This window comes from Duganella sp. CY15W, from assembly GCF_009857555.1.
Classification (GTDB): Bacteria; Pseudomonadota; Gammaproteobacteria; order Burkholderiales; family Burkholderiaceae_D; genus Rugamonas; species Rugamonas sacchari.
Window position 1 is genome coordinate 425,417 of sequence record NZ_WWCQ01000001.1, and the last position, 19,212, is coordinate 444,628.

13 protein-coding genes are annotated in these 19,212 nt (G+C 62.5%); 12 read left to right on the forward strand and 1 reads right to left on the reverse strand.

Features of this window, described 5'->3' with window-relative positions:
• Positions 1 to 6: 6 nt before the first annotated feature.
• The 4 genes from rpoS to pbpC all read left to right on the forward strand — a co-directional run bounded on the left by rpoS (position 7) and on the right by pbpC (position 10,264).
• Positions 7 to 1,011 (forward strand): RNA polymerase sigma factor RpoS, encoded by a 1,005-nt coding sequence (gene rpoS / locus GTP58_RS01970; RefSeq protein WP_072780831.1) that lies wholly within the window; start codon positions 7 to 9, stop codon positions 1,009 to 1,011.
• Positions 1,012 to 1,086: 75 nt separating this feature from the next.
• On the forward strand, positions 1,087 to 2,430 hold the full coding sequence (gene rlmD, locus GTP58_RS01975; RefSeq protein ID WP_072780830.1) for a 23S rRNA (uracil(1939)-C(5))-methyltransferase RlmD: 1,344 nt from the start codon (positions 1,087 to 1,089) through the stop codon (positions 2,428 to 2,430).
• Between the two features lie 80 nt (positions 2,431 to 2,510).
• The gene (locus tag GTP58_RS01980) at positions 2,511 to 8,171 is read left to right on the forward strand and encodes an alpha-2-macroglobulin (RefSeq protein ID WP_161076072.1); all 5,661 of its coding nucleotides are present in this window, start codon (positions 2,511 to 2,513) and stop codon (positions 8,169 to 8,171) included.
• Entirely contained in the window at positions 8,168 to 10,264 is a 2,097-nt protein-coding gene (pbpC, locus tag GTP58_RS01985; RefSeq protein ID WP_161076073.1) for a penicillin-binding protein 1C, read from the forward strand. Before GTP58_RS01980 ends, pbpC begins: the two co-directional genes overlap by 4 nt.
• 45 nt (positions 10,265 to 10,309) lie before the next feature.
• On the opposite strand, the gene GTP58_RS01990 is transcribed toward pbpC, so the two are convergent.
• Positions 10,310 to 10,990: a Bax inhibitor-1/YccA family protein gene (locus GTP58_RS01990; protein ID WP_161076074.1), complete on the reverse strand. Its 681-nt coding sequence runs from the start codon at positions 10,988 to 10,990 to the stop codon at positions 10,310 to 10,312.
• A gap of 262 nt (positions 10,991 to 11,252) precedes the next feature.
• Between GTP58_RS01990 and ndk the strand changes: the two genes are divergently transcribed.
• From ndk to bamB, 8 genes are all read left to right on the forward strand, one after another.
• The gene (ndk, locus tag GTP58_RS01995) at positions 11,253 to 11,660 is read left to right on the forward strand and encodes a nucleoside-diphosphate kinase (protein WP_072780823.1); all 408 of its coding nucleotides are present in this window, start codon (positions 11,253 to 11,255) and stop codon (positions 11,658 to 11,660) included.
• 72 nt (positions 11,661 to 11,732) lie between these two features.
• Positions 11,733 to 12,905 carry a 23S rRNA (adenine(2503)-C(2))-methyltransferase RlmN gene (gene rlmN / locus GTP58_RS02000; protein WP_072780822.1) on the forward strand — a complete coding sequence of 391 codons (1,173 nt, stop codon included), beginning with the start codon at positions 11,733 to 11,735 and terminating at the stop codon, positions 12,903 to 12,905.
• Positions 12,905 to 13,726, forward strand: a complete 822-nt coding sequence (gene pilW, locus GTP58_RS02005) for a type IV pilus biogenesis/stability protein PilW (protein WP_161076075.1) — start codon at positions 12,905 to 12,907, stop codon at positions 13,724 to 13,726. Before rlmN ends, pilW begins: the two co-directional genes overlap by 1 nt.
• Before the next feature lie 13 nt (positions 13,727 to 13,739).
• Entirely contained in the window at positions 13,740 to 14,747 is a 1,008-nt protein-coding gene (locus GTP58_RS02010) for a RodZ domain-containing protein (RefSeq protein ID WP_161076076.1), read from the forward strand.
• A gap of 16 nt (positions 14,748 to 14,763) precedes the next feature.
• The gene (ispG, locus tag GTP58_RS02015; protein WP_072780817.1) at positions 14,764 to 16,023 is read left to right on the forward strand and encodes a flavodoxin-dependent (E)-4-hydroxy-3-methylbut-2-enyl-diphosphate synthase; all 1,260 of its coding nucleotides are present in this window, start codon (positions 14,764 to 14,766) and stop codon (positions 16,021 to 16,023) included.
• Entirely contained in the window at positions 16,016 to 17,359 is a 1,344-nt protein-coding gene (hisS, locus tag GTP58_RS02020) for a histidine--tRNA ligase (RefSeq protein WP_072780815.1), read from the forward strand. The genes ispG and hisS overlap by 8 nt, the downstream gene beginning before the upstream one ends.
• 32 nt (positions 17,360 to 17,391) lie before the next feature.
• Entirely contained in the window at positions 17,392 to 18,024 is a 633-nt protein-coding gene (locus GTP58_RS02025; protein WP_161076077.1) for a tetratricopeptide repeat protein, read from the forward strand.
• A gap of 46 nt (positions 18,025 to 18,070) precedes the next feature.
• A complete protein-coding gene (bamB, locus tag GTP58_RS02030; protein ID WP_161076078.1) occupies positions 18,071 to 19,210 on the forward strand; it encodes an outer membrane protein assembly factor BamB in 1,140 nt (379 codons plus the stop codon).
• Positions 19,211 to 19,212: the final 2 nt, after the last annotated feature.

The following is a 19,212-nucleotide window of genomic DNA, read 5'->3' on the forward strand; positions in this document are numbered from 1 at the left end:
TGAACCATGACACATACGCCGCACGATCAAATGGATGACGACGCTCTCCCGGACGATTTCCGGGACGAAGCGAATGAGGATGTCGCAATTGATGGTGCGGACGAAGCCGATCTGCCTGAAGGCAGCACGGTGCTGGAAACCGTCGACGAGCTGAAGAAAGTGCTGGCCGCCGAACTGTCCACCGACACCACGCAGCACTATCTGAACCAGATCGGCACCCGCCCGCTGCTGACCGCGCCGCAGGAAGTCCATTACGCCACGCTGGCCAAGGCCGGCGACTTCAGCGCGCGCCAGACCATGATCGAGCACAATCTGCGGCTGGTGGTGTCGATTGCCAAGCACTACATCAACCGCGGCGTGGTGCTGCTGGATATGATCGAAGAGGGCAACATCGGCCTGATGCGCGCCATCGACAAGTTCGAGCCCGAGCGCGGCTTCCGTTTTTCGACCTACGCCACCTGGTGGATACGCCAGAGCATCGAGCGCGCCATCATGAACCAGGCCCGCACCGTGCGCCTGCCGGTGCACATGGTGCGTGAGCTGAACCAGATCCTGCGCGGCAAATACCACCTGGAAGCCCAGCACCACAACGGCAAGGACGCCACCGCCGAAGACATCGCCGAACTGGTGGGCCGGCCGGTGGAGGAGGTGCAGGACATCCTGGCGCTGTCCGAGCATGCCACCTCGCTCGATGCGCCGCTCGACAACGATCCCCAGTCCTCGCTCATGGACATGCTGCCCGGCGACAGCGATGACAGTCCCGACGCCCGCGCCGAACATCATGAAATGACGGTGCTGGTGCGCGACTGGCTGACCAAGCTGCCGGACAAGCAGCGCATCGTCATCATGCGCCGTTTCGGCCTCGATAACGACGACCCGGCCACGCTGGAAACTCTGGCCGAAGAGATGGGCGTCACGCGTGAGCGCGTGCGCCAGATCCAGCAGGAAGCGCTGGTCAAACTCAAGCGGGCGATGGCCGCGCGCGGCGTAGTCCGCGATTCCCTGCTGTAGTTCCTTCCTGTTCTGCTATCATATTGCCCCTGCACGCGGGCCGGCCGCGCCATTCTTTTTCCAATATTGAACGCTATGCAAGAAAATACCATCGACATCAAATCGCTCGACATGGACGCCCGTGGCGTCGGCCACCTGCAGGACAATGAAGACGGCTCGCCGGGCAAAGTGGTGTTCGTGGAAGGCGCGCTGCCAGGCGAGCGCGTGAGCTTCGAGACCTTCAAGAAGAAGAAAAACTGGGAAGCGGCCAGGATGACCGCGCTGCACCGCGAATCGTCGATGCGCGTGAAGCCGAAGTGCGAGCACTTCGACTATTGCGGCGGCTGCTCGATGCAGCACATCGAGCCGAGCGCCCAGGTGGCCATCAAGCAGCGCGTGCTGGAAGATAATCTGTGGCACATCGGTAAAGTCACGTCCGAAACCATCATGCGTCCGATGTACGGCCCGACCTGGGGCTACCGCTATCGCGCGCGCCTGTCGGTGCGCTGGGTCGAGAAGAAGGGCACGGTGCTGGTCGGCTTCAAGGAAAAACGCTCGGTCTACGTGGCCGACATCAAGAGCTGCCAGATCCTGCCGCCGCACGTGTCGGATATGCTGATGCCGCTGCGCGCGCTGATTGGCTCGCTGACCCTGTACAGCCAGGTCCCGCAGATCGAACTGGCGATCGGCCAGGACGTGACGGTGCTGGTACTGCGCATCATGGACGCGCTGACCGCCGACGACGAAGCCAAGATCAAGGCCTTCGCCGATGAATACAAAGTGCAGTTCTGGCTGCAGACCAAAGGCCCGGAAACCGCCGCGCCGTTTTATCCGCTGGAGCCGGAGCTGCACTACCTGCTGCCGGAATTTGGCGTACGCATGCCGTTCAAGCCGGTCGACTTCACGCAGGTGAACCACCACATCAACCGCGTGCTGGTGCACAAGGCCTTGCGCCTGCTGGACGTGCAGCCCGAAGACCGTGTGGCCGACCTGTTCTGCGGCCTGGGCAACTTCACGCTGCCGCTGGCCACGCTGGCGCGTGAAGTGGTCGGCATCGAAGGCAGTCAGGCGCTGACCGACCGTTCCCTGAGCAATGCCAAGGCCAATGGCCTGGATGCCAAGACCACGTTCTACAACCGCAACCTGTTTGAAGTGACGCCGGAAGACCTGATCGCGCTGGGCAAATTCGACCGCATGCTGATCGACCCGCCACGTGATGGCGCCATGGCGCTGGTGGCGGCGCTGGGCGAACTGCGCAACACCCATCCGGAGTTCCTGCCGAAGCGTATCGTCTACGTCTCGTGCAGCCCATCGACGCTGGCGCGCGACGCCAACACGCTGGTCCACCTGGCGGGCTACAAGCTGGATAAGGCCGGCGTGGTCAATATGTTCCCGCACACCTCGCACGTCGAGTCGATGGCGGTGTTCGATCTGGTCTAATGTTTTTCTTCTAATATTATTGACTTTGCAGGAGGCGTGCGCAACACTGAGCTGATTCACTTTCAGCATCTGGAGTTGGCATGCGCCTCCTGTCCCGCCTTATCGCGCTCGCTGCGCTCTGCAGTCCGCTGGCCGTTCTGGCCGACACCTCAGTCACCTCGTTTTCACCGTCGGGCACCGTCAAGGGCGTACGCCAGGTAGCCGCGCGCTTCAATGGGCAAATGGTCCCCTTGGGCGATATGCGCCTGGGCGATCCGTTCACGGTCGATTGTCCGGAAGAGGGCAAGGGACGCTGGATCGATGGCCAGAACTGGAGCTACGACTTTGTCCGCGACCTGCCCGCCGGCGTCGCCTGCCGCTTCACACTGAAAGACGGCATCAAGGATTTGAGCGGCAAGGCGCTGACCGGCGAGCGCCAGTTCGCCTTTGATACCGGCGGTCCTGCGATTGTGGAGGCCGTGCCGCGCGAAGGCTCCAGCTATATCGACGAACAGCAGATCTTTTTGCTGGGCCTTGACGCACCGGCCAGTGATGAAACGGTGGCGGCGCATGCCTGGTGCCGCGCCGATGGCATCAACGAGAAAATCGGCGTACGCGTGCTGCAGGGTGCGGAACGCCAGCAGGTGCTGAACTTGCGCAAGTCCTTCACTGAGCGCTATCTGTCGGTGTACTTCAAGGCGCGTGGCGTGCTATGGCGCGCCACAGCATCCGTCAACAACAAGAAGCTGGACAAGCTGCCGCTGGCGGTCCTGCAGTGCCGGCGCAATCTGCCACCGGGCACCGGGGTGTCGCTGGTGTGGGGCGCGGGCATCAGCGCCGATAGCGGGATTAGCACCTCCCAGGATCAAACGCTGGCATACAAAACGCGCGAGGACTTTACTGCGCGCTTCAGCTGCGACAGGGCGAGCGCCGATGCGGGCTGCGTGCCTTTCCTGCCGATGCGCTTGCAGTTTACGGCGCCGGTCAGGCGCGCGGATGCGCTGGCGGTCAGGGTCACCGGTCCGGGTGGGCAAGTCTTCAAGCCCGCGCTGGAAAAGGATGACGAAAAGAGCGAATACCTGACGTGGCTGAATATCAAAGGCCCGTTCCCGGAGAAGGCCAAACTCACGCTGTCGCTGCCGGCAAATCTGAAAGACGATGCTGGCCGCGCACTGGTCAACCAGGCGCGCTTCCCGATGGCGATACGCACCGACGCGCAGCCGCCGCTGGTCAAATTCCCCGCGCGCTTCGGCATCATCGAAGCCAAGGGCGACAAGCTGCTGCCGGTCACCGTGCGCAATGTGGAGGCCAGCCTGGCTGGCAGCAAGGTGGACGGCGCCGCATTGCGCGTCAATGATGGCGATGCATCGTCCGACCAGCAGGTGATCTCCTGGCTCAAGCGCATGTCCGGCTACGGCTGGGAGCCGCAGGAACTGTATATCGACAAAATGACCAAGCCGCTGCTGGACGCCAATGTCGGCAGGGTCGAACGCTTCACCATGCCCAAGCCGGGTGGCGGCAAGGCGTTTGAAGTGGTTGGCATCCCGCTGCGCAAGCCGGGCTTTTATGTGGTGGAGCTGGCCAGCCCCAAGCTGGGCGCCGGGCTGGCGCTGGGCCGCAAACCTGCCTACGTCAGCGCAGCGGCGCTGGTGACCAATATGGTGGCGCACTTCAAGCATGGCGCCGAGTCGTCGCTGGTGTGGGTGACGTCGCTGGATAACGGCAAACCGGTGGCGCAGGCACAGGTCGTGGTGCGCGACTACACGGGCAAGCAGCTGTGGCAGGGCATGACGGATAGCGGCGGGCTGGCCCACATCCGCCAGGACCTGCCGAGCGCCAAGGACGATGGCAATGGCCGCTACTTCATCAGCGCGCGGCTGGGCGGCGACATGACGTTCACCCTGTCCGACTGGGATCGTGGCATTGAGATGTGGCGCTTCAACCTGCCAACCGGCGACTTCGGCGCAGACAATGTGATTGCCTCGACGGTGTTTGACCGCACGCTGCTGCGTGCCGGCGAGACGGTGCACATGAAGCACTTCATGCGCCGCCATATGGAGCAGGGCCTGGTGCGTGCAGCCAGGGAGCAGGCTGCCAATATGTTCATCATCCACGAGGGTAGTGGCCAGCAGTACGAGCTGCCGCTGAAATGGAGTGCGAACGGTTCGGCGGAAAACACCTGGACCATTCCCGCCGATGCCAAGCAAGGCTGGTATGAGCTGATGATAGGCGGCCGCGCGTCGGGCCGCTTCCGCGTGGAGCAGTTCCGCGTGCCGACCATGAAAGCGCTGCTGCAAGGACCCAAGTCGCCAGCGGTGCAGGTGTCGTCTGTCGATCTGGATGTGCAGCTGAGCTATTTGTCTGGCGGTGGTGCCGGCGATGCACCGGTGCAGTTGCGCACCGTGGTGCAGGACAAGGGCGTAAGCTTTGAAGACTATCCCGACTTCAGCTTCAGTAACGGCGATGTGAAGGTGGGCCTTGAACGCAGTGGCGGCAGCTTCGACGATGACGAAGGCATGTATGAAGGTGACGAGAACGCAGTCGCCACCCCTGGCGCAATCAAGACCCGCAGCCTGGTGCTGGACAAGGCAGGCGGTGCGCGCGTCAAGCTGGATCAACTGCCCGAGGTGAAAATCCCGCGGGAGTTGATGGCGGAGATGACCTACCAGGACGCCAACGGCGAAACCCTGTCCTCGGCGACGCGTATTCCGCTGTGGCCCTCCAGCTATGTCATCGGCATCCAGCCGGATGGCTGGGTGGTGAGCAAGGAGGCGCTCAAGTTCACTGCAGTGGTACTGGATTTGCAAGGCAAGCCGGTGGTGGATGCGCCGGTATCGGTGGACTTCTTCCAGCGCCAGTCGTACTCGCATCGCCGCCGCTTGATTGGCGGTTTCTACGCCTACGAGAACAGCAGCGAGATCAAGGCGCTGGGCGCCGCTTGCGAGGGCAAGACCGACAACAAGGGCCTGCTGATCTGCCAGGTCAAGGCACCCGCATCGGGCAACCTGATACTGCGCGCTAAAACACAGGATGCGCAGCAGCGGGTGGCGGTCGCCAATCGCGAGACCTGGGTCGCCGACGGTGCGGACTGGTGGTTCTCCGCGAGCGATAACGACCGCATCGATCTGCTGCCGGAGAAGAAGCGTTACGAACCTGGCGATACCGCCACCTTTCAGGTACGCATGCCGTTCCGCGAGGCGACCGCGCTCATCACGGTGGAGCGCGAAGGCGTGATCGATACCTATGTGCGCCCGCTGTCGGGCAGCGAGCCGGTATTTTCGATCCCGGTGAAGAAGCAGTATGCGCCGAACGTCTACGTGTCTGCGCTGGTGGTGCGTGGCCGCGTGAACGGCGTGCAGCCAACTGCGCTGGTCGACCTGGGCAAGCCTGCTTACAAACTGGGTATCGCGCCGCTGCGTGTGGGCTGGTCGGCCAATGAGCTGAAGGTGCAGGTGACGTCGGACAAACCTGTCTACAAGGTACGCGAGAAGGCGACGGTGAAGGTCAAGGTGGCGCGGCCGGATGGTTCCGTGCCGCCTGCTGGCGCCGAGGTGGCGCTGGCGGCTGTGGATGTGGGCCTGCTGGAACTGATGCCCAACACCAGCTGGGATTTGCTGGAAGCGATGATGGAGCAGCGTAATCTGCAGGTCACCACCTCTACCGCGCAGATGCAGGTGGTCGGCAAGCGCCACTTCGGCCGCAAAGCCGTGCCGGCCGGCGGTGGCGGTGGCAAGGGCGCTGGCCGTGAGCTGTTCGATACACTGCTGTTCTGGAAAGCGCGCGTGACCCTGGATGCCAATGGCGAGGCCAGCGTGCAGGTTCCCATCAACGACTCGCTGACGGCCTTCCGCATCGTCGCTATCGCCAGTGCGGATGCAGACCTGTTTGGTACTGGCCGCACGGAGGTGCGCAGCTCGCAGGACCTGATCCTGCTGTCTGGCCTGCCGGCGCTGGTGCGCGAGGGTGACCGCTTCCGCGCTACCTTCACCTTGCGCAATACGACCGACGCCGCCGTCAAGACCACGCTGAACGCCAATGCTGGCGGCAAGGACTTGTCGTCACAGCAGGTGGCGCTGGAGCCGGGGCAGGCGCGTGAAGTAGCGTGGGACGTGCAGGTTCCGCAAGGCGCAACCACGCTGGCATGGGACGTGAGCGCGGCCGTGGAAGGCGGCGGCCCGGCATCCGTCGACCGGCTCAAGGTGAAACAGAAGGTAGTGCCGGCGGTACCCGTGACCACCATGCAGGCGACGTTGCTGCAACTGGACCGCAAGCAGAACATACAGGTCAAGTCGCCGGACGACGCCTTGCCTGGCCGTGGCGGCGTGCAGGTGCAGTTCAGCCCCAAGCTGGGCGGCGACCTGCCTGGCGTGCATGACTACATGCTGGCCTATCCCTACCGCTGCTTTGAACAGGTGACCTCGCGTTCCATCGCGCTGCATGATGAGGCGATGTGGAAGGCGGCGCTGGAGACCCTACCGGCGCATCTGGATGCCGATGGCCTGGTCAAATACTTCTCCGGCATGTACCGGGGCAGCGATACGCTGACCGCGTATGTGCTGTCCGCCGCGAATGAGGCAGGTTATGAGATTCCCGATGCGCTGAAAGGACGCATGGAGTCGGCGCTGCTGGGCTTCGTGCAAGGGAAGGTGATGCGCAACTCGGCGTTGCCAACCGCTGATCTGGCGGTGCGCAAGATCGCTGCGCTGGCGGCGCTGTCACGCTCCAGGGCCGTCAACGCCAGTGAGCTGGAATCGTTCAGCATTCAGCCGAATCTGTGGCCGACATCGGCGGTCATCGACTGGTACCAGATCCTGCAACGCTCGCCGAAGCTGCCGCAGCATGCGCAACGCCTGAAAGAGGCCGACCAGATTCTGCGTTCGCGCCTCAATCTGCAGGGCACCACTATGACCTTCTCTACCGAACGTACGGATGACTGGTGGTGGCTCATGTCTTCGGCGGACGCCAATGCCAACCGCCTGCTGCTGCTGATGGCGGACAATCCGGCGTGGAAAGATGATATCGGCCGTCTGGCGCGCGGTGCGCTGGGCCGTCAGCACAAGGGCCGCTGGGGGACGACCGTGGCCAACGCCTGGGGCGTGCTGGCCATCGACAAGTTCTCGCGCGTGTTCGAGAAAGACAAGGTGGCTGGCACCTCCGGCGCAACGCTGGGCAATGCCAGCAAGAGCATCGCGTACGGCGGCGAGCCGGCCGGCGGCACGGCGATGCTGCCGTGGCCGCGCGGCGGCGCGGGTCCGCTGGAACTGGAGCATACCGGCACGGGCAAGCCGTGGGTGACGGTGCAGACCTTGTCGGCATTGCCGCTCAAGGCGCCGCTGTCCAGTGGTTACAAGATCGCCAAGACCGTCACGCCGGTGGAGCAGAAGGTGCGCGGTGCGTGGTCGCGTGGCGATGTCTACCGCGTGCATCTGGACCTGGAAGCGCAGTCGGATATGACCTGGGTGGTGGTCGATGATCCGATTCCGGCCAGCGCCACGGTGCTGGGTTCCGGCCTGGGTGGCGACTCCCAGATCATGAGTGCGGACGAGCAGGACACCGGCTGGGCCTATCCGGCGTTCCAGGAGCGCACCTTTGAAGGTTATCGCGCGTTTTACCAGTTTGTCCCGAAAGGCAAATGGAGCGTGGAGTACACGGTACGCCTGAACAATCCGGGCCAGTTCAACCTGCCGCCGACGCGCGTGGAGGCCATGTATAGCCCCGAGATGTTTGGCGCGCTGCCGAATGCGGCAATGAGTGTGAAATGAAGCTGAGGACTGGCCCCCTGATGGCGGCGCTGGCGCTGGCCAGCGCCGCTGCCCATGCGGTACCGACCTTTGACCAGGTGCGCGCCGTGTATCGCTCGTCGGATGCCGAGCTGCTGGACCGGCATGGGGAAGCGATCCAGTCGCTGCGTATCGATATGGCGGTGCGCCGCCTGCCGTGGGTGGCGTTGAACGACATCTCGCCGGCATTGCCTGCAGCGGTGCTACAGGCGGAAGACCAGCGCTTCTACGAACACAATGGCGTGGACTGGAGCGCAGCGGCCAAGGCGGCCTGGGACAATCTGTTCCGCAAGCGTCCGCGAGGCGCGTCGACCATCACCATGCAGCTGGCGGCGCTGCTGGACCCGGCGCTGCAGCCCACCTCGCAAGGCCGCAACTGGTCGCAGAAGTGGGATCAGGTGAAAGCTGCACGCGAGCTCGATGACGGCTGGAGCAAGCAGCAGATCATCGAGGCCTATCTGAACCTGGTGTCGTACCGCGGCGAGCTGCAAGGCGTCGGCGCCGCCGCGCGCGGCCTGTTCGGCAAGGCGCCGTCCGGGCTGGACCTGAGCGAATCGGTGATCCTGGCCGGCCTGCTGCGCGGGCCGGCGGCGGCGCAGAAGGTGGTGGCGCAGCGCGCGTGCGGCCTGGCGCACGAACTGCACCTGCCAGCGACCTGCAGCGAGATCCAGCTGCGCGTCATCATTGCGATGAGCCGCCCGCAGCTGGCCGCCAATCTGCCGCCGGCGCCGCAAGTGGCGCAGCAGCTGCTGACGCGCAGTGGACAAGCGGTGCGCAGCACGCTGGATGCCAACTTGCAGCGCCACGCGCAAAACGTGCTGCGCCAGCAGCTGACGGCGCTCAATGGCCGTAATGTCAATGACGGCGCGGTGATCGTGCTGGATAACGCGAGCGGCGAAATCCTCGCCTATGTCGGCAATGCCGGCGGCCGCGAGGTGGACGGCGTGGCGGCGCTGCGCCAGGCTGGTTCCACGCTCAAGCCCTTCCTGTATGAACTGGCGCTGGAGCGCAGGCAGCTGACGGCGGCATCGTTGATGGATGATGCGCCGATTGATATTTCTACGGCGTCCGGCATGTACGCGCCGCAGAATTACGACAAGGGTTTTAAAGGCTATGTCAGCGCGCGCACCAGCCTTGCCAGTTCGCTCAACGTGCCGGCCGTCCGCACGCTGATGATGACAGGGCTGGAGCGCTTCCATGAACGCTTGCGCGACGTGGGGCTGGGCAGTCTGACGCAGCCGGCGGAGTACTACGGCTATTCGCTCGCACTGGGTTCGGCCGAAGTGTCGCTGCTGGAATTGACCAACGCCTACCGCACCCTGGCTAATGGCGGCTTGTATGGCGAGGCGACGCTGCTGCCCAGGGCCGCCGCCGCGCCGCGCCGCGTGCTCGATGCGCGGGCCAGCTTCATCGTCAGCGATATCCTGGCCGACCGCGCGGCCCGCAGCCTGACCTTCGGTCTGAAGAATGAGTTGGCGACCACCTTCTGGGCCGCGGTCAAAACCGGCACCAGCAAAGACATGCGCGACAACTGGTGCATCGGCTATTCGGACCGCTACACGGTCGGCGTCTGGGTCGGCAACTTCGATGGCCAGTCGATGTGGGATGTTTCCGGTGTCAGCGGCGCGGCGCCGGTGTGGCGTGATGTGATGGATTACCTGCACCGCAGCCAGGGCAGCCGTGCGCCCAAGGCGCCGGCCGGCGTGGTGCGCCAGCAGATCACCTACCAGCCGGCGGTGGAGGCGGCGCGCAACGAGTGGTTCATTGCCGGCACCGAAAGTCCGCTCATCGCGCTGGTGCAGGACGGCCAGCGCGGGCCGAAGATACTGTATCCCGGCGATGCCAGCATCATCGCGCTCGACCCCGATATTCCCGACGCCACCCAGCGCGTGTTTTTCCAGGCGCAGGCAGGGCGGGGCTTGAGCTGGCAGCTGGATGGCGAGCCGCTGGGTCAGGCCAGCGTCAGCTACAGCTGGCGGCCGACACCGGGCGCGCACCGGTTGGCCCTCATTGACGCCAACGCCAAGCCTGTCGCCACCACCAGCTTCCAGGTGCGAGGAACGGAGCGGCAATAAAAAAGCCGGCGCAGCGGCCGGCTTTTTGAGAGGAGGGGTAAGCGCTTAGTCGCGGTCACCGCCAAAGATGCCCAGCAGGGACAGCAGGTGGGTGAAGATGTTGTACACGTCCAGGTACAGTGCCAGGGTGGCACGGATGTAGTTGGTTTCACCGCCGTTGATGATCTGCTGCACGTCATACAGGATGTAGGCCGAGAAGATCGCAATGGCCACCACCGAGATCACAATTGCCAGCGCCGGGATGTGCAGGAAGATGTTGGCGATCGATGCCAGCAGCAGAATGATCACACCGGCGAACAGCCAGGTGCCCATGCCCGAGAAGTCACGCTTGGAGACGGTGGCGACCGATGCCAGCGTCGCAAACACGGCCGCCGTGCCGCCAAACGCGGTCATGATCAGGAAGCCGCCATTCGAGTAGCCGAGGATGCGCGACAGCAGCGGCGTCAGCATCAGACCCATGAAGAAGGTGAAGCCCAGCAGCAGGGCCACGCCCACGCCGGAATCCTTGTTCTTCTCAATTGCCCAGATGAAGCCAAACGCCACTGCCAGGAACAGCAGTGCCATCATGCCGCCACCGAGTGGCAGATGCAGCGACACGCCGAGGGCCGCGCCGAATACGGTCGGAACCATCGACAGGGCCAGCAGCCAGTAGGTGTTGCGCAGCACGTTATGCTGCACCAATCGGCGGCTTCCCGCCAGATCGTAGGTGTTTTGCACGTTGTTCATATATTGCCTCCAGTAAAGGATTTCAGGTAAAGCTTTGATAAAAGCATAGCATGTCGGGAAGAGAATACGCAAAAACATGCCAAAAATGCACTTAATCCGGACTTAAACAGCCTTCATGCCCGCGCCAAATCGGCTTTATAGCCTTATTGCAAGCTTATCGACGGCCCTTTATTCGGAATGTGGGGTGTTCTATGGTAAAATCAAAGGTTGATTGGATTATCAATTATTGTTTTAAACCTTTCTTTTTATTGGAGTTTTTCAAATGGCAATCGAACGCACCCTGTCGATCATCAAACCAGACGCAGTTGCAAAAAACGTGATCGGCAAAATCTACACCCGCTTCGAAGAAGCCGGCCTGAAGATTGTTGCTGCGCAAATGAAGCAACTGTCGCGTGAAGAAGCCGAAGGTTTCTACGCTGCGCACAAAGAGCGCGGTTTCTTCAAAGACCTGGTGGACTTCATGGTCTCCGGTCCAGTCATGATCCAGGCGCTGGAAGGCGAAAACGCAGTACTGAAAAACCGCGAACTGATGGGCGCTACCGATCCTAAGAAGGCAGACAAAGGCACCATCCGTGCTGATTTCGCTGACTCGATCGACGCTAACGCTGTTCACGGCTCGGACGCTGTTGAAGCCGCTGCTGTTGAAATCGCTTACTTCTTCGGTAAGTAATTTGTAAGGATTCCGTTTCCGCGCTGCGGTGCGGAAACGGGATAAATGATTAGTACTGTTTTGAGCCCCATTATGAACGCTCCTCTGACCAACTTGCTGGACTTCGATCCCGCGCAACTCACCGCGTATTGCGCCGAGTTGGGGGAGAAGCCGTTCCGCGCCAAGCAACTGCAACGCTGGATCCACCAATTCGGTGCGTCGGATTTCGACAGCATGACGGATCTGGCCAAGTCGCTGCGCGACAAACTGAAAACCCGCGCCTTCGTGGCGGCGCCGGCCATCATCAGCGACCACACGTCGACCGACGGCACCCGCAAATGGCTGGTGGATGTCGGCAATGGCAACGCCGTGGAAACCGTGTTCATTCCGGAAGAGAACCGCGGCACGCTGTGCATCTCGACCCAGGCCGGTTGCGCCGTCAACTGCCGTTTCTGCTCGACCGGCAAGCAAGGCTTCAGCCGCAACCTGAGCGTGGGCGAAATCATCGGCCAGCTGTGGATGGCGGAATTTGAACTGCGCCGCACCAAGGGCATCGAGCCCGGTCCGAAAGGCGAACGCCAGATCACCAACGTGGTGATGATGGGCATGGGCGAGCCGCTGCTCAACTTCGAGCCGACCGCCACCGCGCTGAAGCTGATGCTGGACGATAACGCCTATGGCCTGTCGCGCCGCCGCGTCACGCTGTCCACCTCGGGCGTGGTGCCGATGATCGACAAGCTGTCGCAGGAAGTGCCGGTGGCGCTGGCGGTGTCGCTGCACGCGTCCAACGACGAGCTGCGCAACGGCCTGATTCCGCTGAACAAAAAATACCCGCTCAAGGAGCTGATGGCCGCCTGCAAACGCTACATCGAGTTTGCCCCACGCGACTTCATCACCTTTGAGTACTGCATGCTGGATGGCGTCAATGACACCGACCAGCACGCACGTGAGCTGGTGGCGCTGGTACAGCACCCCGAGTACGGCGTGAACTGCAAGTTCAACCTGATTCCGTTCAACCCCTTCCCGGAATCGGGCCTGCTGCGCTCGAAGAACCCGCGCATTGCCGCCTTCGCGCAGATCCTGCTCGATGCCGGCATCGTCACCACCATCCGCAAAACCCGTGGCGACGATATCGACGCCGCCTGCGGCCAGCTGGCCGGCGAGGTGCAGGACCGTACCAAGGTCCAGCAGCGGATGGAAAAAATGGCCGAGTATCAGAATAAATTCGGCGCCAACTTCGGCAAGATCGTGGAGATCCGTTCCTGATGATCTTCCTGGCGCAGCCTAGCCGCTTCCATCTTGTCGCGCTGTGCGCGGCAGGGGTGCTGGCCGGTTGCGCTTCGCCAGGAACCCAGCCGGGCAACAGCGGCAAGGCCGAACTGCAAACGGCGTCCGACCAGACTGCAGCGCAGCGCAAGGTCGACATCCGCATGCAGCTGGCGATTGGCTATTTTGAGCAAGGCCAGTATGCTGTGGCGCTGGATGAAGTCAAACGGGCCTTGGCAGCGGATCCGAACAACGCCGAAGCCTATGGCATGCGTGGCCTGATTTACCAGCAGATGGGCGAGAACGGCCTGGCCGAAGACAACTTCGTGCGTGCCCGCAAACTGGCGCCGAACAGCCCTGAGCTGGACAACAACTATGGTTCCTTTCTGTGCCAGACCGGCCGTGTGAAGGAAGCCATGCCGCTGTTTGATGCGGCCCTGAATAACCGGAGTTACCGTTCGCCGGCCAGTGCCGCGAACAACGCCGGTTCTTGCGCATTGAAGATCAAGGATTACGCCAGCGCGGAGCGTTATCTGCTGCAAGCCTTGCAGTTGACGCCTGACCTGCCGGCCACCAACGCCAATCTGGCGCGGGTCTATGTTGAAAAAGGCGATTATGTGCGCGCCAATTTCTTCATCACCCGTTTGAACAAGGTGGCAAAGATGGAGAGCCTGACGGCCGATGTGCTGTGGCTCGCGATTAAGGTGCAGCATAAGCTGGGCGATACGGGTGCGGAATCTGGTTGGGCGACGCAATTGCGCCGTCACCACCCTGGCTCGCCTGAGTATGCTGCTTATCAACGTGGGGCGTTTGATGAGTGAAACAGGGGTACCAATGAATTCTGAGTGGGCAGAACCGCCGCAGGAGCAGGGCAACACTGGCAAGGCTACGCCCGGCGCATTGCTGGCGGCCCAGCGCGAAGCGATGGGTTGGACGGTGGAACAGATTGCAGACCAGCTGAAACTGGCCGTGCGCCAGGTGAAGGCATTGGAGTCCGGCGATTATGCTGCGCTACCTAATTCGGCGGTGACGCGCGGCTTTGTACGCGCGTACGCCAAGGTATTGAAGATGGATGCGGCGCCCTTGGTCGCAATGATTGAAGCAGCGCAGCCGACCAGCCCCGAGGTCGTGGTTGCGCCGCGCAAGGATCTGGCGCAGTCGTTCTCGGAATCGCGCTTCCCGTCGATGACGGGGCGCTCCTCCGGTCCGGCTGGCTGGCTGGTGGGCCTGGCCGCCGTGGTGGTGGTAGGCGGCGCGGCTGCTTATGCCTACCAGAGCGGCATGATTCCAGCCTCGCTGTTTGAGCGCAAGGAAGAAGAAACCAAGCCGGCAGAAGCCACGACGGCGCCGATTGACACCACGCTGGTGAAGCCAGGCCAGGAAACTACCGCGCTGCAGACGCAGAACGTGCCGCTGATTTCGGTGCCGCCGCAAGGTGGCGAACAAGCGGCAACGCCTGCCGCTGCCGAAGCTGCGCCTGCGCCGACGCCAGTTCCGGTTGCGGTTGCACCAGCTCCAGTACCAGCGCCAGTGGCTGCTGCGCCGGCGCCTGCTCCAGCCCCGGCACCGGCACCGGCACCGGCAGCACCTGCTGCGGCAGGCGCGGGGCATCAGCTGGTGCTGAAGGTGAACGAGGATTCGTGGGTAGAGATCCGCCGTCCAGGCACCACTTCGCTGATTTCGCGCGTGGTGAAGGCCGGCAGCACCGAGACCTTTGATATCAAGGATCCAGCGCTGCTGATCGTCGGTAAGCCAGGCGGCGTGGAAGCCACGCTGAGTGGTGCGCCACTGTCGCTGCCGCTGATCCCGGGCGGCACGATTTCGCGTGTGAACATTAAGTAAAAACAGAGTTAGAACCATGACGCAAACTGCTATTCCATCGGGACCAACCGACCGCCGCGCCAGCCGCCGCGTGTTGATCTCGCACGGCGAGCGCAAAATCTGGGTGGGCGGTGACGCCCCGGTAGTGGTGCAGTCGATGACCAACACCGACACCGCCAACGCTATCGAAACCGCGATCCAGATCCGTGACCTGGCGCGTGCCGGTTCGGAACTGGTGCGCCTGACCGTGGACCGTCCGGAAGCCGCCGAAGCGGTGCCGTACATCCGCGAACAGCTGGATAAAATGGAAGTCGACGTACCGCTGGTCGGCGACTTCCACTACAACGGCCATACGCTGCTGAACGACTACCCGGAATGCGCCAAGGCCCTGTCCAAGTACCGCATCAACCCGGGCAACGTCGGCAAGGGCGCCAAGCGCGACACGCAGTTTGCGCAGATGATTGAAGTGGCCGCACGCTACGACAAGCCGGTGCGCATCGGCGTCAACTGGGGTAGCCTGGATCAGGCGCTGCTGGCGCGCATCATGGACGAAAACGCCGGCCGCGCCAACCCGTGGACCGCGCAGCAGGTGATGTACGAGGCGCTGATTACCTCGGCCATCGAAAACGCCGTGCGCGCGGAAGAACTGGGCCTGGGCCGCGACAAGATTATCCTGTCGTGCAAGGTCTCGGGCGTGCAGGACCTGATCGCGGTCTACCGCGAGCTGGCCAAGCGCTGCGATTATCCGCTGCATCTGGGCCTGACCGAAGCGGGCATGGGCAGCAAGGGTATCGTCGCATCGACGGCCGCGCTGTCGGTGCTGCTGCAGGAAGGCATCGGCGACACCATCCGCATTTCGCTGACGCCGGAACCGGGCGGCGACCGCACCAAGGAAGTGGTGGTTGGCCAGGAGATCCTGCAAACCATGGGCCTGCGCAAATTCACGCCGATGGTGATTGCCTGCCCGGGTTGCGGCCGCACCACCTCGACCACCTTCCAGGAACTGGCGGACAACATCCAGACCTTCCTGCGCGACCAGATGCCGGAATGGAAAAAAACCTATCCGGGCGTGGAGGCGATGAACGTGGCCGTGATGGGCTGCATCGTCAACGGTCCGGGCGAATCCAAACACGCCAACATCGGCATCAGCCTGCCGGGCACGGGCGAATCGCCGGCCGCGCCGGTGTTTGTCGATGGCGCCAAAGTGGCAACTCTGCGCGGTGAACGCATCGTCGAAGAGTTCCAGGAAATCGTACTGAATTACGTCAAGAAGAACTACAGCAAAGAATATGTCTAAGACCGAAAAAATCGTCGCCGTTAAAGGCATGAACGACATCCTGCCTACCGACTCGCATCTGTGGCAGCTGTTTGAAAATACCGCGCAGTCGGTGGTGCAGAGCTATGGCTTCCAGCAGATCCGCACACCGATCGTGGAAGATACCGCGCTGTTCAAGCGCGCCATCGGCGCTGTGACCGACATCGTGGAAAAAGAGATGTACTCTTTCGAAGACTCGATGAACGGCGACCAGCTGACGCTGCGTCCTGAGGGCACGGCCGGCGCGGTGCGCTCTGTGATCGAACACAATCTGGTCTACGAAGGTCCAAAGCGCCTGTGGTACACCGGCCCGATGTTCCGCCATGAGAAACCACAGCGTGGCCGCTATCGCCAGTTCTACCAGTTCGGCTGCGAAGCGGTTGGCTTCACCGGTCCGGACGTGGATGCGGAACTGATCATCATGTGCCGCCGCCTGTGGGACGACCTGGGCCTGCCGGAAATCCGTCTGGAGATCAACTCGATCGGCGACGCCGAAGAGCGTGCGCGCCACCGCGTTGACCTGATCGCCTATCTGGAAAAGCACGAAGACCTGCTGGACGCGGAAGCCAAGCGCCGCCTGCACAGCAACCCGCTGCGCATCCTGGACACCAAGAACCCGGCGCTGCAGGACGTGGTCAATGCCGCGCCGAAGCTCATGGATTACCTGGGCGAAGAATCGCTGGCCCACTTCAACGGCGTGCGCAAGATCCTCGACCACAACAACATCCAGTACGTGATCAATACCCGCCTGGTGCGCGGTCTGGATTACTACAACCGCACCGTGTTTGAATGGGTGACCGACTCGCTGGGTTCGCAGGGTACTGTGTGCGCCGGTGGCCGTTACGATCCGCTCATCGCCTCGTTCGGCGGCAAGCCGACGCCTGCTGTCGGTTTCGCCATGGGCATCGAGCGCCTGCTGGAGCTGATGAAAGAAGCGGGCGAGCCGGAAGCACCTAACCAGTGCGACGTCTACCTGGTGCACCAGGGCGAAGCGGCGCAGCTGCAGGCGTTTGTGCTGGGCGAGCGTCTGCGTGACGCCGGCCTGGACGTCATCATGCACGGCGCCACGCTGGCCGGAGCAGGCAGCTTCAAGTCGCAGATGAAAAAGGCCGACGGCGCTGGCGCCGCCTATGCCATCATCATCGGCGAAGATGAAGTGGCCAACAACACCGCGGCCGTCAAGTCGATGCGCGCTGCGGAAGGCGAGCAGCAGCAAACCACGGTGCCGTTCGACCAGGTAGTAGACTTCGTGGTGGACCAGATCACCGACAGCGGCGATCATCACCACCACGTGCACGATGAACACTGCAACCATTAATCATCAACTCATAACAACGGCAGACGAATACCATGGCATACGATCTTGAAGAACAAGAACAACTCGCGTCCCTCAAAGCATGGTGGGACAAGTACGGCAATGCAGCGACCTGGGTGCTGATCGCCGCTCTGGCCTCGTACTCTGGCTATACCTACTGGAAGTTCCGCGACCGCGACCACGCCAACCAGGCTTCGGTGCTGTACGGCGAACTGCAAGCTGCTGTGGAAGCCAAGGACAACGCCAAGGCGCTGCGCGCCGCCAGCGACATGGAAAGCAAATTTGGCGGCACCGCCTACGCGCCGATGGCCGCACTGGTAGCAGCGAAAAGCGCGTTCGATGCCAACGACCTGAAATCGGCCAAGGCTCAGCTGCAATGGGCGGCCGATAATGGCGCCGCTGAGTTCAAGGCGATTGCCAAGATTCGCCTGGCTGGCGTGCTGCTGGATGAAAAAGCCTACCCTGACGCGCTGAAAACGCTGGAAGGCGACCTGCCGGCACAATTCGCAAGCGCCGTGGCCGACCGCAAGGGCGACATCCTGGCTGCGCAAAACAAGCTGGTTGAAGCCCGCGCTGCCTACAAGGCAGCCCTGGATGCTGCCGACAAGAAGAACCCTGGCCGCCAGCTGATCCAGATGAAACTGGAAGCTGTCGGCGGCGCTGCGTAAGCGCGTCCGTTCCCACGCCAAGTCACGATCAAGGTTGAATAAATTTATGCGTATGACCAAAACAGTAGTTGCAGCAAGCGTGTTTGCGATGTTGGCCGGTTGTTCCTTGTTCTCGTCCAAAGATACCAAGAACCAGCCGGCGCCACTGGTGGAGCTGAAAAATCCATCGCTGTCGCCGAAGGTGGTGTGGAAGTATTCGACCGGCAAGGCCGGCACCGCAGTGTTCTCGCCGGCATTGGCTGGCGATAGCGTGTACGTGGCGGATGCCGACGGCGCGCTGGTGCGCCTGAACGCGGCCAGCGGCAAGGAGCAGTGGCGCGTCAAGACCGGCACCGACCTGACCGCAGGCGTGGGCAGTGATGGTGAGGTAATCGTGGTCGGCGGCGTCAAAGGCCAGATCCTGGCGTACGACGCCAGCGGCAAGCAGCTGTGGAAAGCACAGGCCAGCAGCGAAGTGCTGTCGTCGCCGGTGGTGGGCGGCGGCCTGGTGGTGGTGCGCAGTGTCGACAACATGATTAACGGCTACGACGCCAAGACCGGCGCGAAGAAGTGGAGCATGCCGCGCACCACGCCGGCGCTGACGCTGCGTAACGCACCGGGCATGGTCATCAACGGCCCTAACGTCTACATCGCCCAGCCAGGCGGCAAGCTGCTGGCGCTGACGCTGGCCACCGGCATCCAGCGCTTTGAAGTGGTGGTCGGTGAGCCACGCGGCGCGACGGAACTGGAACGCGTGACCGACATCGCTGGCGCACCAGTGATTTTTGAAAAAGACGTCTGTGCCGTGTCGTATCAGGGCCGTGTCGCCTGCTTCGACGCCGCCACCGGCGCACCGCACTGGAGCAAACCGACGTCGTCCGACAAGGGCGTGGCGGTGGACCAGCGTTTTGTATTCGTCTCTGACGACAAAGGCGACGTTGGCGCCTATAGCCGTGAAAACGGCGCCAACGCCTGGAAGAACGACAAACTGTCGTATCGCAACCTGTCGACCCCCGTGTCGTATGGCCGCGCGGTGGCAGTGGGCGACTACCAGGGTTATATCCACTTCCTGTCGCGGGAAGATGGCGCATTTATAGGTCGTGTGGCGACCGACGGCAGCGCAATCAACGCTGATCCTGTCATCGCCGGCACGAATTTGATTTTCCAAACCCAATCAGGGACAGTGACCGCTCTCGCGGTCGAGTAATA